Consider the following 14101-nt stretch of genomic DNA (forward strand, 5'->3'; position numbering starts at 1 on the left):
TAGCGCGTCGCGGCTATTGCGCCGCCACCTGTTCGCTGACCCATTCGTGCTGCTCGACAATCGTGGCCGCAACCGGACGCCCCCTGCCGTCCAGCGAGGGGCGAAAGCGAAACCGGCGCTCGATATGGCGACAGGTGATCGCGTCCAGTTCGCCCACGCCGCTGGAGCGGGTCACGCGGCAATCGCGCGCGCGACCGTCGGGATCGACGCGGTATCGCACGCCCACCGTGCCACCGATCCCGGCGTCAGCCAGATATGCTGGATAGTCCGCATCGCGAATATCGCCGCGTATCTGGATGGGCGGTGTCTCGTCCTGCCACCCGCCGCCGTCCCCGTCGCCTGATCCGCCCGCGCCGAACCCGTTGCCGATGCCGCCCGCTCCAGTGCCCGGTCCGACCCGGTCGGTGGCGCCGCTGGTCCGCTGCGCCCCCGGCCCCGGCATCCGCGCGACAATGACGGGCGGCGGGGGCAGCGGCGTCACGACCACCGGTTCGGGTGCCGTCACCTCGGTTGCCTTGGACTGCAGATTGGGGGGCGCGGCCTCTCCCTCCGGCCGGGTATCGCGGCGCGGGGGCGGCACGACCGGTTCGGGCGGCGGCGGGGGTGGTTTGGGTGCGACGGTAAAGGTTGCCAGTGCCTGCGTCACGCTCTGGGCCGGCGAGACGCCCAGACCGGCCATCAGCGCCCAGCCGAACAGGCCCGTTACCGCCAGCGCCCCGACGGCACCCGGCGCGCGCGTTCGGGCGCTGCCGGCGGAATAGCTCATCGCAGACCTCTCGAAACTGCGTTCATTTTCATTATATGGGGATTGGGCCGTGGTATCTGAACCACGCCTGAGACATCAAATCGCGCCGACGTGACGATGAAGTTGCGGCGGTGCTTCCCTTTTCCCGCGTCCGGGCGTATAGGCCCGCGACTTTCCGTACCCAAAGAGGAACCCGTTTGGCCAAGGAAGAACTACTCGAGATGCGCGGTCGCGTGGTGGAATTGCTCCCCAACGCTATGTTCCGCGTCCGGCTTGAGAACGATCATGAGATCCTGGGGCACACTGCCGGCAAGATGCGCAAGAACCGCATCCGCGTGCTGGTCGGTGACGAAGTGCTTGTCGAGCTGACCCCCTATGACCTGACCAAGGGGCGGATCACTTACCGCTTCATGCCCGGTCGCGGCGGCCCCGGCCCGCAATAACGCCGCCTGGGCGGCTGACGCATGGCTTCGCTGGTTCTCGCCTCTTCATCGCCCCGGCGGCGCGAGCTGCTTGGGCGGCTGGGCGTTGTCCCGGCGCGCATCTGCTCGCCCGATATCGACGAAAGCCCGTTAAAGGCTGAGTTGCCGCGCGACTATGCGTTGCGTGTCGCCCGGCAGAAGGCGGAAGCGATTGAGCGCGCGCCGGACGAAATGGTGCTGGCGGGTGACACTTCCATCGCGCTTGGCCGCCGCATTCTCCCCCCCGCCGACACCCCCGATCTTCAGCGCAAGCTGCTGGAAATGTTGTCGGGACGCCGCCATCATGCGCTGTCGGCAGTTTGCCTGATCGACACGAACGGCACTGTGCGCTTGCGCCTTGCCGATACGGTGGTCGCGTTCAAGCGGCTGTCGACGGCCGAAATCGACCGCTACATCGAATGTGGTGAAGGGCTGGGCAAGGCCGGCGGCTATGGCATTCAGGGCCGGGCTGAGGCGTTTGTCCGTTTCCTGTCGGGCAGCCATTCCTGTGTGGTGGGCCTGCCGCTGTTCGAAACCCGCGCGCTGCTGGAAAGCGCGGGGCATCCGCTTGGCTGAATGGCTCTACGAAGCCGGGATCGGTGAGGCGCGTGCCGCGCTGGTCTCTCGCGGACGCATCTGGAAGGCACGCATCGAACTAGCCGGCGGCGGGCCGCGCGAAGGCGCAGTCGCGCGCGCGCGCCTTGTCGAAATCAACGGCCCCCGCACGGGCAAGGTGACGCTGGCCGACCGCGGCGGCGACGCGCTGCTGGAACCGCTGCCGCGCGGCGTGACGCAGGGCGCGACCCTGACCGTCCGAATCGTGCGGGAAGGGATTGTCGAGCGCGGGCGCTTGCGCCTGCCAAAGGCTGTGCCTGCCGACGGCGCGCCCCATCCCGGTCTCACGCTGCGCGACCGCATCGCGGCCACCGGCCTGCCCGTGCGCGAATGTCGCGCCCATGAGCCTGACCGGCTGGAGGAAGCCGGCTGGTCCGAGGTCTTGGATGAGGCGCTGACCGGCGACATCGCCTTTCCCGGCGGATGGCTTCGAATGGCGATCACCCCGGCCATGACCCTGTTCGATGTCGATGGCGCGCCGCCGCACGGTCCGCTGTCCATCGCGGCCGCCCACGCCGTCGCGCAGGCGCTTGAGCGGCACGGTATTGGCGGCTCGATCGGTATCGATTTCCCGACCCTGGCCGACAAGGCAGAGCGACAGGCTGTGGCCGAAGCGATCGACGCCGCCCTGCCCCAGCCGTTCGAACGCACCGCGATCAACGGCTTCGGCTTCATGCAGGTCGTGCGCCGCCGTGCGCGCGCGTCGCTGCCCGAACAGATCATGGCGGATCCCGTGGGCCACGCCGCCCGCGCGCTGCTGCGTCAGTTCGAGCGGCTTCCGCCGCCCGCGCCCGATACCCATATCGTCCCCGAACCCGTGGCGCGCTGGCTGGCGCGCCGCCCCGAACTGACCGACGAACTGGCGCGGCGCACCGGCGTTGCCGCGCATTTCGTTGCCGAGGAACGTCGATGAGCAAGGCCAGGACAAGATCAAAGGGATGTCCCGTCTGTGCGACGGCATCGCATCCCGACCACGCCCCTTTTTGTTCGCAGGGATGCCGCGACCGCGATCTGCTGCAATGGCTGGGCGAAGGATATCGCCTGCCGGGGACTGCAATCGACCCAACTGAAATTGATGGGCTAGACAGGCACGATTCGCGCGACTAAGAGGCGCGCTCCCAACGGCCACGAGGGCCCTTGGGACCCGCGCCCGGGTAGCTCAGTTGGTAGAGCATGCGACTGAAAATCGCAGTGTCGGCGGTTCGATTCCGTCCCCGGGCACCACTTTATCAAATCGTTGATCGCGCCACTGGCACGCGCCGATGCGCGGGCCCGGCATCTGCGTTTTCTTCACCCTTGTGACAGGCCGCCTGGCGTTACGCCCCGCCAATCGGGCGGCCGCGTGCAACTCTATTCCTCCCCGGCGGGTTTGCTTTGGTGGAGGAGACGGCCGATGACCTACACCCGCTTTGCCGCGATGATCGTCACGTCGACATTGATCATGTTCGGGCTGATGTATCTCAACACCTATGCCCTTTCGCATGTCACATACAGCCAGACTCGCACGTGGATGGCGCTGGTGATGGGGGCGTGCATGGCGGCGATCATGATCGCCTTCATGTGGAACATGTATCCCAATCGCCGCGCCAATATCGGCATCGTCGCCGGCGCGGTCGCGGTGTTCGCGGGCGCACTGTGGCTTGTTCGCAGCCAGGAAACGGTCAGCGACGTCAGCTATATGAAGGCGATGATCCCACACCATTCCATCGCGATCATGACCAGCGAACGCGCGCATATCCGCGACCCGCAGGTCCGGCGCCTGGCCGACCGCATCATCGATGCCCAAGTGCGCGAAATTGCCGAGATGAAGCGTCACATCGCCCGGCTGGAGGCTCAGCCGACACCATCGGGCGCGCCTGACCTGCCGTCCTATCGCGACCGGGGGGTTCAACCCCCGCCGCCCGAAACCGATGACAGCGCGGACGTCAACACACTGGCGCCCATTCAGTAAGGGTGGGATTTCGGGCAAGCATCGGCTTGCCCGCACGGTCTTGTCGGCTAAACCCGCCGGCATGACACGCATCAACCTTTCGCTCGCCGCCGCGCTGCTTGCCAGCGTGGCCTCCCCCGCCCTCGCCCAGGACGATGCCGCGTCGCGCGTGACCCAGACGGTCCGCACGCTTGCGTCCGATACGTTCGAGGGGCGAGCGCCCGGCACGGCGGGAGAGGACCGCACGGTCGGCTATCTGATCGCGCGCTTCCAGGGGCTGGGATTGGAGCCTGCGGGGCCGGACGGAAAATGGGTGCAGCCGGTGCCGCTGCTCCACACCCGGCTGGGCACGCCCGCCACGCTGGCGTTCAAGGGGCCGAAGGGCACGATGCCGGTCGAGGTGGCCAAGGACATTTATGTCTCGACCATCCGCCCCGACGATCGTTCGGTCATCGACGCGCCGGTCGTCTTCGTCGGCTACGGCGTCGATGCACCCGAACGCAAATGGGACGATTTCAAGGGCGCCGACCTGAAGGGCAAGGTCGCCATCTTCCTGGTCAACGACCCCGATTTCGAAGCGAAGCCGGGCGAACCGGCGGCGGGCAAGTTCGGCGACCGCACCATGACTTACTATGGCCGCTGGACCTACAAGTTCGAGGAAGCCGCGCGGCAGGGCGCGGTCGGCGCGCTGATCGTGCATGACACGGCGGGCGCGGGTTATGGATGGAACGTCGTCACCAGCCCCGGCGGCGAGAATTACGACATCGTCCGCAAGGCCGAGAACGTGACCAGCGTGCGGCTTCAAGGCTGGCTGTCGGGCGACGCCGCGGGCCGGTTGTTCGAGTCGGCCGGGCTGGACCTGAACGCGATGAAGGCGGCCGCGCGCAAGCCCGATTTTCGTCCGGCGCCGCTGAAGGGCGTCAGCTTTGCCGCCGACGTGCCCGTGCGGCACGAAGTGCTGACCAGCCACAATGTGCTGGCGCGCATCCCCGGCACGACCAAGCCGGACGAAGTGGTGATGTATGGCGCGCACTGGGACGCTTATGGCAAGGGCAAGCCCGACGCGCAGGGGCGCATCTATCGCGCGGGCGCCAATGACGACGCGCTGGGCATTGCCGGAATCCTCGAAATTGCGCGCGGGATCAAGGCGGGGCCGGCCCCGGCACGCAGCGTGGTATTCGCGGCCTGGACGGCGGAGGAGCGCGGGCTGCTGGGGTCCGAATATTACGCCGCCAACCCCATCTATCCCATGGAAAAGACGGTCGCGAACCTGACGCTGGACATCCTGCAGACCGCTGGCCTCGCCAATGACGTGGTGCTGGTGGGCAAGGGCCAGAACACGCTGGAGGACGACATGGCCCGTGTCGCCGCGACGCAGGGGCGCCGCGTGACGCCCGAAAGCCTGCCCGAACGCGGGTTGTTCTACCGCGCGGACCATTTCTCCTTTGCCAAGCGCGGCGTGCCGGTGATGCTGTTGATGAGCATTGCGGGGGCATCCGACCTGAAACAGGGCGGCACGGCGGCCGGTCAGGCGTGGATCGATGCCTATACCGGCAACTGCTATCACCAGGCTTGCGACGCATGGTCGCCGGAATGGAATCTGGACGGCGCGATTCAGGACATCGCACTGGCCGAACAGATCGGCAGCGAACTGGCGCGCGGCGACAAATGGCCGAAATGGAAGACGGGTTCCGAATTCCGCGCCATTCGGGAAGAATCGACACCGGCGAACTGACCAGTGCTTCGGGCGGCGGCATGTGGCCCCGCCCGAACGCCGTGGTTCAGCCCGTCCCCTCACCGATATGCACCGCCAGCCAGACTGTCGGCCCGTTCAAATCGGTGTGGGTCACACGGTGTTCCGCGCGGCGCGGAATGAACAGATGATCGCCGGGCATCAGCACGTTCTGCCGCCCGGCGACCTCCACAATCGCCCGGCCGCTCAACACCAGCACCCATTCGTCATGGTCCTGGCAATAGGGCGCCTTGGGCGGGGTCACTTGTCCATGAGAGACGATGCGTTCGATCCTGCAGCCGGGCCGGCGCAGAATGTCCGCAAACACCTCCCCCGCCCGCGCGTCAGGTAAGTGGGACAAAAGATTGCCGCTCGAATCCCGTCTCTCGCTCATTACGCCGCCTTCTCCCGCGCTCACCGTCAAAGCGCGCCTTACGCCTGCTATCCGGGAAACACCGGCAGGGTGAGACTTTTTAACCGATGATCCGGTCTAGAAGGCTCTCGATCCTGTTGGGGGGCAATCGGGTGGGAACGCGGCATTTATTCGTTTCGGCGGCTTCGATCGCGCTGACCGCTTGCGGTGGCGGGGGCGGCGGCGTGCGATCAGGCGGGAGCATCAGCCCGCCCGGCGGACCGGTCGGCGTATCCCCCGCCCCCACGCCCAGCCCGACGCCGGCACCTGCATATCCGCAGCCAGTCCCGCCGCCCGCCGGTTATGTGATCACGCCGTCGACGATGCAGCCGACACGCTCAGCCAACGACAGCTTTGAATTTCGTCGCAATTACGATGCGAACGAGTTTTCGAACGCCCTTTACGCGCTGGACAGTGGCTTCACCGGACAGGGCGTGACCGTGGCCGTGATCGACGACGGCGTGGTCAATGTGAACGGCGAACTGGATGGCCGGATCGACACGGCACTCTCGCGCGACTTTGGCGATGATATCGTCGGCGGGGTTCGCACCGCCCGCGACGAACTGGGTGACGAACAGTCGGAGCATGGCACTGCCGTCGCCAACATCATCGCGGGCAACCGCAATGGGCAAGGGGCAATGGGCTATGCCCCCGATGCCCGGCTCGCGGTGCTGCGTATTGCGGACTGGGATGCGGATACCCGCACCGAAACCCTGACCCACATCGTCGAAGCGCTGGATTACGCGACCAGGCAGCGGATCAAGATCGTCAACCACTCGCTCAGCAGCGGCGGGGATCCTGCGTGGAGCGCACCCGTGGCCCGATATGGCGCGACTGGCGGGCTGATCGTGTCGTCGGCGGGTAATTCGAGTGGCAGTGCGCCCGCGGACTATCCGGCGATCAACGACAGCAACCGCAACGCCGTCCTGTTTGTCGGCGCGCTAAGCCCGGCCCAGACTTCCTACCAACTCGCCACCTATTCAAACCGCGCTGGTGAGGCGATGGACCGCTATGTCGTGGCGGTCGGGTCCAACCTGACCACCAACATCAGCGGCAGCACGGCGACGTTCAGCGGCACCAGTTCCGCCGCGCCGGTGGTCAGCGCGCTGGCCGCGACCATCCTGTCGAAATGGCCGCAACTCAGCGGGCAACAGGCGGGCGAAATCATCCTGAACACCGCGACCGATATTGGCAGCCCCGGGACCGACCCGGTTTTCGGGCGCGGTCTGGTCGACTTCAAAGCGGCACTTTCCCCGGTCAATCCCACCTTGTCCAACGGCGTGAGCCAAAGCGCGGTCGCATCGTCGGTCATGGCCGTTCCTGGCACGATGAACGTCACCGCCATTCAGAACGCGCTATCAAGCGTGACCGTTCTGGATGAATATGGCCGTGACTTCACCGGCTCGGTCGCGGGCATGATCATCCGCCCCGAACCGCGTCAGGACCGCTGGCTGTATCGCCGTGTGGAGCAGATGGGATCGGGCGGCACGACCGCGATTGCATCGGGGGCCCTGTCCGCCAGCCTCGCCTTTTCAAGCGTCCGGTTCGGGCCGTCGGAAGACCAGGTTCGGACGTCCCTGACAACCGGCAACGTGACGCTGAACCAAGGACAAACCTTGATCCGCGCTGCTTGGAACGCGCGGCGTTCGATGCAGAGCGATCTGATGGGCCTTGCGCCGTTCGAGGACGGGGTCATGGCCTATGCGCCACACGCTGAAAACAGCATCGGGTTCGAACGCCCGCTCGCCGGCGGGCGCATCGCGCTTACCCTTGCAACGGGCAGGCAGGACGCGGCACAGGCAAGCGCCGCGACACTTGGGTGGTCAGTGCGCGGTACCGAACTGCGCGCCGGGATCATCGACGAGCGTGGCAGCATCATGGGCACGCCGACCGGCCACGGGGCGCTGCGGCTGGGCCTGGGCGCGACGACAATGATGATGGAGGCGCATCATATGGTCGCCCTCGGCCATCGTTGGTCGCTGGAGGGCTATGGCTCGCTGGGGATCACCCGCCTGAAGATCGACGGCGCTTCGCTGGTGACCGACGCCACGCCGATATTGGGATCACGTCTCGGCCTTCAGGTGCGCGGCCGGATACCCGGCGGAATGCTCAGCGTGGGCATCGCACAACCGCTCACCATCGAAAGCGGCGCGGCGCGGCTGACCTATGCCAGCGGCTATGATCTGGTGACGCGATCGCTGACCTATACCAGCACCCTGGCGGGTCTGGCCGACAGGCGGCGGCTGCGACTGACGGCGGGCTTCGGCGCGGGCGGGTCGCGATCCAGCCTGCGGATCGGGCTGATGCACGACATGTCCGAACAGGCGTTGAGCGCTTTGGCCGGCTGGTTCGCAGCCTTCTAGGCGTGGACTGACAAATGCTGTCCGTCCGCTGGGCGGCGTGGACAAATTGGTGACGGTCGGCGTTGGCGGGTGTAGCCTGAGCTGGTGATCCAGAACGCACCCTTGATCGCCGCCGTGGGTAATCGGCCTCGTCGCATCTCCTGCCGCTTCGGCTGAGCAGGCATGCTTTGACGCGAAGGTTCAGGCACGTCCTGTCGATCAGATACCGAGCGAGATAGGGGATTGCGGCAGCGACTGCCTCATTATGTCGTGGCCCTGGTTCGTCGATCTGCGAGTGAAGCGTGTCATTGGCGGTGCGCTTTCCAGCAAATGGTCAGGGTGCTGACGGTTCAACATACTGATCGTGTGTCGCGTGAAGGAACATGGTTCCTTCGTAAGAACACAGCTGGCAGCTATAACGTCCTGGCGCCGGACGGTGGATCGGGGTTGGCCCGCTGTTCAGCTGAAGCTGCTCCGGTTCAGTACTACATCCGGCCGAACGGCGAGCGTACTCTCAATGATCTTCGTAATGAGGGCATCCGCCGATATGGGCATCATCCCGGCTGATTAACCGGCGGTGGGCGAGCCGAGAGAAGTTGACGAGCTATCTGAGGGTTGATTCAAGGCTGCCTTTTGGAGGCAGGCTTGAGCCGGGGCGATCTCACCGAGGCGGAATGGCGTATCCTGAAGGACCTGCTGACGATCGAGCGAGAGAACCGGGCCGGGGCAGACCTCCCGAACAGAACCGTTCGATCATCAAGGGCATACTGTGGCGGCTGCGGTGTGGTGCGCCGTGGCGCGACGTGTCGCCAAAATACGGGAGCTGGAACACCATCTACCGCCGGTTCCGGCGATAGAGCGAGGCCGGGGTCTGGAAGATCGTGGCGGTGACGCTGGCCGAGATCATGGCGGACACCGGCCACGACAGCATCGACAGCACCACCGTCCGCGCCCACGTCTCGGCACCGGGCGGAAAAGGGGGGCTCATCGACGCGCTCTTGGCCGGTCGCGGGGCAGGTTCACCAGTAAGCTTCACTGCCTGGCTGATGCCCTCGGGCGACCGCTCGCCTTCCACCTGACCGGGGGCGAGGCGGCAGACTGCAAGGCGTATGATGCTTCACTCCCGCCATCCGCGGTCGCTCAAACCGGCGAGTGAAGATCGAGAATGACCGGTCGCTCTACAAGCAACGGAACCGCATCGAGCGCATGTTCGGCCAACTCAAGATCAACCGTGCCATCGCAACACGCTACGACCAGCCGGCCAGCAGCTTCCTCGGCATGGTCCACCTCGCCACCGCCAGGTACCGGCTCAAATTTGTCCACGTCGCCTAACGCCCAGCTGCGAACGTTCGGGTTTAAAGTGGGGACTTCTGAAAGCAGCCATTCGTTCAGGTTATCTTGCCCATCCTGTTCATCTCCTGATGCAAAATTACGAGTTTTGGATCAAGGATGCAGGGCAGGACTGCATTTCTATTGGTTTCCGCGATATGGCTCGCAGGCGATGCCATCGCCGTCTCCGTCCATTTCGGCCCGGTAGCCTGGCTCTTCACGGTAAATCGGAGCAGTGCCTGCTGAGCGCGCTGAATCACACCCAGCCCAATAATCGCCAGCTTGAGGTGCGCGGACACGAGCCCTGCCGGTGTTTACTGCGAAGGAATGAGCAGCGGAGGTTATCCGCTGCAACCCACCCTCACTTGCTGCGATCGACCCGACGCCTACAACTGCCCCTAGTGCCGCCGCCACGCCGAGTAGCTTCAATTCCATAGGGACGGGCTTCGGCTCAGGTCGGCGTGAGTGCCTTTGCCGCCCCTGTGGCGATGGTTGGTTGAAGGCGGAGCTGCGGCGCATCGTGTTAGCGTAGCGGGGCTGGGTTAAAGGCTGGTTGCCTCCAAGGCTTGTATGAACCGAAAATCAAAAGTTTTGCATCACGTCAGCGAGGCAACGCGCCATCGAATTACGCCACTTGCGGACCCGAAGCAGCACGTTAATCTTTCCAGATGAGAAGCGGAACCTATGTCGTTAGCCTGTGCGCCTTGCTGCTGAGTGGGTGCAATCTCGTCCGCATGATGCTTCCGCGTCATGGCACGACGGCGAACGAGGCTAAGGCAGCGCTCCAACGCTGCGGCATCGCGCCTGATAGCATTGCGTGGTCGGTTGACCCCGACGGGACGTTCGCGTTTGGGAGGAAGAGCGCCGATGGTGCGCCTATGCCTGAAACGCAAAGTGACTGCCTGATGCGCTGGGTTGAAGACGATAGGATCAAGGTGGCATTTATCGGGTGGGAAACTGGACCGGGCTAGCACCTGCTTCCCAAGTTACCGCACTCATGATGCAAAACTTAAAGGTTATGCATCGGCCAAAAAACGTCGGAAAATCGCGCGCTCCGCCGATGCATACATCTGATGCGTTTTCACGCGGACGTCCGGTGTCGGCTTCCCCATAGCAAGGAGTTGTAAGCCGCCATTCCAATTTCCACCCAAGATCGGCTGTTCGACCTTCATACCATTACCTAAGTCTGCCGCCGCGCGCTCTAATTCTTCCCCGCCGGTGCAGCGGCAGCAAGCGGCGTTACCGTTGCCTGCGCGGTGGCCGTCACCGGCGGTCCCTTGGCAATCGCTGCGGCCAGTACGGTTGCGTCGGCGCACGGTTTGGCTGCGCACAGCGTCTTGATCTTGGCCAGATTCTCGCGCGCCTTGGCGACTGCGCCCTTTTGCACCAGCACTTCGCCCTGCCCGCGCAACGCGGCGACGTCGTTCGGCTCGATGGTCAGCGCCTCACGATAAAAGCGGATCGCCTTGCCCGGCAGTTCCTGCTGCCGCGCGACCTCGGCGATCAGGATAAAGGCCTGACGGTTGCGCGGGTCGACGACAACGGCGCTTTCGAGCAGGTCGTTGGCGCCCGACAAATTGCCTGCCGCGCGCGCGGCCTTCGCCTTTTCCACCAGCGCGACCGACCGGGGATCGATCTGGTCGTCGGGCCGCTGGCCGTGCAGCGAGGTCGAAATGCTGACCGCTGCCAGGGCAAGCGCCGCCGATACGCTGGTGAACCGCATGATGCTCTCCGAAACCACGTTCATCTTGCTATCACGGCCTTGTCATCATCGCGACGAAAAAGCCGTCTGTCCCATGATGGGCGGGATCGAGTCGGATTCCAAGGCCGTGCGGCGCACCCGCCGGCAGATCCAGCGGCACCACGCGCCACCCCGGATGCCGCGCCAGAAAGGCGTCGGCCTGATCGCGCCCTTCGGCATCCAGCAGCGAGCACACGACATGCACCAGCCGCCCGCCGGGCCGCACCAGCGTGGCGGCCAAGTCGAGCAAGCGCGCCTGCGTCGCCGTCAGCCGGGCCAGCCGATCGGGCGTCAGTCGCCAGCGCGCTTCGGGATTGCGCCGCCAGGTGCCTGTGCCCGAACATGGCGCGTCGACCAGCACCAGATCGGCGGCGTCGCGCCAGTCCTCCAGCACTTCCGCCTCGCGCCCCGGATTGAGCAGCCGCGTTTCCGCAATCGTCACGCCCGCCCGTTCGGCGCGCGGCGACAGGCGTTGCAGCCGCGCGCGGTCGGTATCGGTCGCCAGGATCACGCCGTCATTGGCCATTGCGGCGGCCAGCGCCAGCGTCTTGCCCCCCGCCCCGGCGCACAGGTCGACGACCCGCTCACCCGGTTTCGCGGCACAGGCGAGCGCGACGAACTGGCTGCCCGCATCCTGCACCTCGATCGCGCCAGCCTCGAACGCCGGCAGGCGCTCGACCGCAGTATCGGGGGGCAGGCGAAGCGCGTCGGGCAGACCATGGATGGGCATGGCGCCCTCAATCGCAGGCTCGTCGCCGCGCAGGCGATTGATGCGGATGTCCAGCGGCGCGCGCTCCAGCAAGGCCGCCTGTGCCGCCGCGTCCATGCCCGACGCCGTCAGCGCATCGACCAGCCATGCCGGCGCGACGCCCGGTGTCGCGGCGACTTCATCGCCCCCGATCGGCGCAGGGCCATAGGGGGAGCCGTCAAAGCCTGCGGCCACCGTCGGATCGGTCGCGGCCACCGCCAGCATCGCCGCGCGGCCGGTTGCGGGCACCTCGCCGCACAGCCGGATCGCGGCATAGACATGTTCCCGGATCGCACGCCGGTCCTTCGATCCCGCAAAGCGGTGCCCCGCGAACCAGCGCGCCAGCAATGTGTCGGCCGCCGCCCCGCCCTCTCGCGCGGCGGCGAGGATCAGGTCGAGGATCTCGATGGCCGATTGAACGCGTGCGCCGGGCGTCATTCGTCAGGCGCCCGGTCGTTTTCGGCCAGCCGTGCCCGTGCGATCATCCACTTACGCTTTACCCAGCGCGCACGCAGGAACACGTAAAGCCCCGCAATCGCGACGATCAGCAGGACCTTTTGCTGGTCGGTCATCAACGCGTCGGATAATTCGGCGCCTCACGCGTGATCGTCACGTCGTGGACATGGCTTTCGCGCAGGCCCGCACCGGTGATCCGCACGAAACGCGCACGCTCGCGAAGTTCGGGCAGCGTGCGGTTGCCGGTATAGCCCATTGCCGCCTTTACGCCGCCGACCAGCTGATGGATGACATCGCGTGCCGGGCCCTTGAACGGCACCTGCCCCTCGATCCCTTCCGGCACCAGCTTGAGCTGATCCTTGATGTCCTGCTGGAAATAACGGTCAGCCGATCCGCGCGCCATCGCGCCGACCGAACCCATGCCGCGATAGGATTTATACGCGCGACCCTGATACAGGAACGTCTCGCCCGGCGCTTCCTCGGTCCCGGCCAGCAGCGATCCGATCATCACGCTGGACGCGCCAGCCGCCAGCGCCTTGGCCACATCGCCCGACGTACGGATGCCGCCATCCGCGATGATCGGCACGTCCGACTTCGCGCCTTCGCGCGCGGCGTCCATCACGGCGGTCAGCTGTGGCACGCCCACGCCTGCGACGACACGGGTGGTGCAGATCGAACCCGGCCCGATGCCTACCTTGATCCCGTCGGCCCCGGCATCGATCAGCGCGCGCGTCGCTTCTGCCGTCGCGACATTGCCGGCGACGACCTGAACCTTGCTCGACAGCTTCTTGGCGCGTTCCACCGCACGGGCGACTTCGCGATTGTGGCCGTGTGCCGTGTCGATGACGATCAGGTCGCATTCGGCATCGACCAGCGCGGCGGTCCGCTCATAACCCTTGTCGCCCACGGTTGTCGCGGCGGCGACGCACAGGCGCCCGGCGGCATCCTTGGTCGCTTCGGGGTACAGCACCGCCTTTTCGATATCCTTGACCGTGATCAGGCCGACACAGGCGTAATCGTCATCGACGACCAGCAGCTTTTCGATGCGGCGCTGGTGAAGCAGCCGGCGCGCTTCCTCCTGCGTCACGCCTGCGCTGACGGTCGCCAGATTGTCGCGCGTCATCAGTTCGGACACCGGCGTCTGCGGATTGCCTGCAAAGCGCACGTCGCGATTGGTCAGGATGCCGACCAGCCGCCCCGATGCCTCGACCACCGGAATGCCGCTGATGCGGTGACGCTGCATCAATGCCTGCGCCTCGACCAGCGGCGCGTCGGGGGTGATGGTGATGGGGTTCACCACCATGCCGCTTTCGAACCGCTTGACCTGTCGCACGGCGGCGACCTGTTCCTCGATCGACAGGTTGCGGTGAAGCACGCCGATGCCGCCCATCTGCGCCATCACGATCGCCATGTCCGATTCGGTCACCGTGTCCATCGCCGACGACAGGAACGGGATGTTCAGGCTGAGCGAACGGGTTACCCGCGTGCGCGTATCCGCCATGCTGGGCAGGACTTCCGATTCCGCCGGGTAGAGGAGGACGTCGTCGAAGGTGAGGCCGAGGGGTATGTCCATGGGAGCGCCGGATCCAT

18 protein-coding genes and 1 tRNA gene are annotated in these 14101 nt (G+C 65.8%); 11 read left to right on the top strand and 8 right to left on the bottom strand.

What is annotated here, in order from left to right; genetic code table 11:
• Positions 1–13: 13 nt before the first annotated feature.
• The gene (locus ACAX61_RS02260) at positions 14–766 is read right to left on the bottom strand and encodes an energy transducer TonB (protein ID WP_370713203.1); all 753 of its coding nucleotides are present in this window, start codon (positions 764–766) and stop codon (positions 14–16) included.
• 176 nt (positions 767–942) lie between these two features.
• Here ACAX61_RS02260 and infA point away from each other — a divergent pair, with 176 nt between their 5' ends.
• The 7 genes from infA to ACAX61_RS02295 all read left to right on the top strand — a co-directional run bounded on the left by infA (position 943) and on the right by ACAX61_RS02295 (position 5486).
• Positions 943–1188, top strand: a complete 246-nt coding sequence (gene infA / locus ACAX61_RS02265; RefSeq protein ID WP_325284488.1) for a translation initiation factor IF-1 — start codon at positions 943–945, stop codon at positions 1186–1188.
• Between the two features lie 21 nt (positions 1189–1209).
• Positions 1210–1782, top strand: a complete 573-nt coding sequence (locus ACAX61_RS02270) for a Maf family protein (protein WP_370713204.1) — start codon at positions 1210–1212, stop codon at positions 1780–1782.
• Positions 1775–2734, top strand: a complete 960-nt coding sequence (locus tag ACAX61_RS02275; protein WP_370713205.1) for a ribonuclease — start codon at positions 1775–1777, stop codon at positions 2732–2734. Before ACAX61_RS02270 ends, ACAX61_RS02275 begins: the two co-directional genes overlap by 8 nt.
• Positions 2731–2928 carry a DNA gyrase inhibitor YacG gene (locus tag ACAX61_RS02280; protein WP_370713206.1) on the top strand — a complete coding sequence of 66 codons (198 nt, stop codon included), beginning with the start codon at positions 2731–2733 and terminating at the stop codon, positions 2926–2928. The genes ACAX61_RS02275 and ACAX61_RS02280 overlap by 4 nt, the downstream gene beginning before the upstream one ends.
• A gap of 41 nt (positions 2929–2969) precedes the next feature.
• Positions 2970–3045, top strand: a tRNA-Phe gene (locus ACAX61_RS02285).
• Between the two features lie 169 nt (positions 3046–3214).
• Positions 3215–3772: a DUF305 domain-containing protein gene (locus ACAX61_RS02290; protein WP_370713207.1), complete on the top strand. Its 558-nt coding sequence runs from the start codon at positions 3215–3217 to the stop codon at positions 3770–3772.
• Positions 3773–3833: 61 nt separating this feature from the next.
• Positions 3834–5486 carry a M28 family metallopeptidase gene (locus ACAX61_RS02295; protein WP_370713208.1) on the top strand — a complete coding sequence of 551 codons (1653 nt, stop codon included), beginning with the start codon at positions 3834–3836 and terminating at the stop codon, positions 5484–5486.
• A gap of 46 nt (positions 5487–5532) precedes the next feature.
• On the opposite strand, the gene ACAX61_RS02300 is transcribed toward ACAX61_RS02295, so the two are convergent.
• Positions 5533–5877 carry a cupin domain-containing protein gene (locus tag ACAX61_RS02300; RefSeq protein WP_370713209.1) on the bottom strand — a complete coding sequence of 115 codons (345 nt, stop codon included), beginning with the start codon at positions 5875–5877 and terminating at the stop codon, positions 5533–5535.
• 203 nt (positions 5878–6080) lie between these two features.
• On the opposite strand from ACAX61_RS02300, the gene ACAX61_RS02305 reads away from it, so the two are divergent.
• The 3 genes from ACAX61_RS02305 (at position 6081) to ACAX61_RS02315 (ending at position 9094) form a co-directional block, all read left to right on the top strand.
• On the top strand, positions 6081–8258 hold the full coding sequence (locus ACAX61_RS02305) for a S8 family peptidase (RefSeq protein ID WP_370713210.1): 2178 nt from the start codon (positions 6081–6083) through the stop codon (positions 8256–8258).
• Positions 8259–8567: 309 nt separating this feature from the next.
• Positions 8568–8804, top strand: coding sequence for a hypothetical protein (locus ACAX61_RS02310; RefSeq protein WP_370713211.1), 237 nt, complete (start codon positions 8568–8570; stop codon positions 8802–8804).
• Between the two features lie 107 nt (positions 8805–8911).
• Positions 8912–9094 (top strand): transposase, encoded by a 183-nt coding sequence (locus tag ACAX61_RS02315; RefSeq protein WP_370713212.1) that lies wholly within the window; start codon positions 8912–8914, stop codon positions 9092–9094.
• Here the strand turns inward: ACAX61_RS02315 and ACAX61_RS02320 are convergent.
• The gene (locus ACAX61_RS02320) at positions 9073–9225 is read right to left on the bottom strand and encodes a hypothetical protein (RefSeq protein ID WP_370713213.1); all 153 of its coding nucleotides are present in this window, start codon (positions 9223–9225) and stop codon (positions 9073–9075) included. The genes ACAX61_RS02315 and ACAX61_RS02320 overlap by 22 nt on opposite strands.
• Positions 9226–9365: 140 nt before the next feature.
• Between ACAX61_RS02320 and ACAX61_RS02325 the strand changes: the two genes are divergently transcribed.
• On the top strand, positions 9366–9569 hold the full coding sequence (locus ACAX61_RS02325) for a transposase (protein WP_370714879.1): 204 nt from the start codon (positions 9366–9368) through the stop codon (positions 9567–9569).
• Positions 9570–9707: 138 nt separating this feature from the next.
• Here the strand turns inward: ACAX61_RS02325 and ACAX61_RS02330 are convergent, their stop codons facing one another.
• From ACAX61_RS02330 to guaB, 5 genes are all read right to left on the bottom strand, one after another.
• Positions 9708–10085 (bottom strand): excalibur calcium-binding domain-containing protein, encoded by a 378-nt coding sequence (locus tag ACAX61_RS02330; RefSeq protein ID WP_370713214.1) that lies wholly within the window; start codon positions 10083–10085, stop codon positions 9708–9710.
• Positions 10086–10767: 682 nt separating this feature from the next.
• Positions 10768–11313: a tetratricopeptide repeat protein gene (locus tag ACAX61_RS02335; RefSeq protein WP_370713215.1), complete on the bottom strand. Its 546-nt coding sequence runs from the start codon at positions 11311–11313 to the stop codon at positions 10768–10770.
• A 7-nt stretch (positions 11314–11320) separates the two neighbouring features.
• A complete protein-coding gene (locus tag ACAX61_RS02340) occupies positions 11321–12493 on the bottom strand; it encodes an RsmB/NOP family class I SAM-dependent RNA methyltransferase (protein ID WP_370713216.1) in 1173 nt (390 codons plus the stop codon).
• Positions 12490–12627 carry a hypothetical protein gene (locus tag ACAX61_RS02345; RefSeq protein WP_370713217.1) on the bottom strand — a complete coding sequence of 46 codons (138 nt, stop codon included), beginning with the start codon at positions 12625–12627 and terminating at the stop codon, positions 12490–12492. The genes ACAX61_RS02340 and ACAX61_RS02345 overlap by 4 nt, the downstream gene beginning before the upstream one ends.
• Positions 12627–14084 (bottom strand): IMP dehydrogenase, encoded by a 1458-nt coding sequence (guaB, locus tag ACAX61_RS02350; protein WP_370713218.1) that lies wholly within the window; start codon positions 14082–14084, stop codon positions 12627–12629. Before guaB ends, ACAX61_RS02345 begins: the two co-directional genes overlap by 1 nt.
• Between the last annotated feature and the right edge of the window lie 17 nt (positions 14085–14101).

Origin of the sequence: Sphingomonas sp. IW22 (assembly GCF_041321155.1) — a bacterium.
Classification (GTDB): Bacteria; Pseudomonadota; Alphaproteobacteria; order Sphingomonadales; family Sphingomonadaceae; genus Sphingomonas.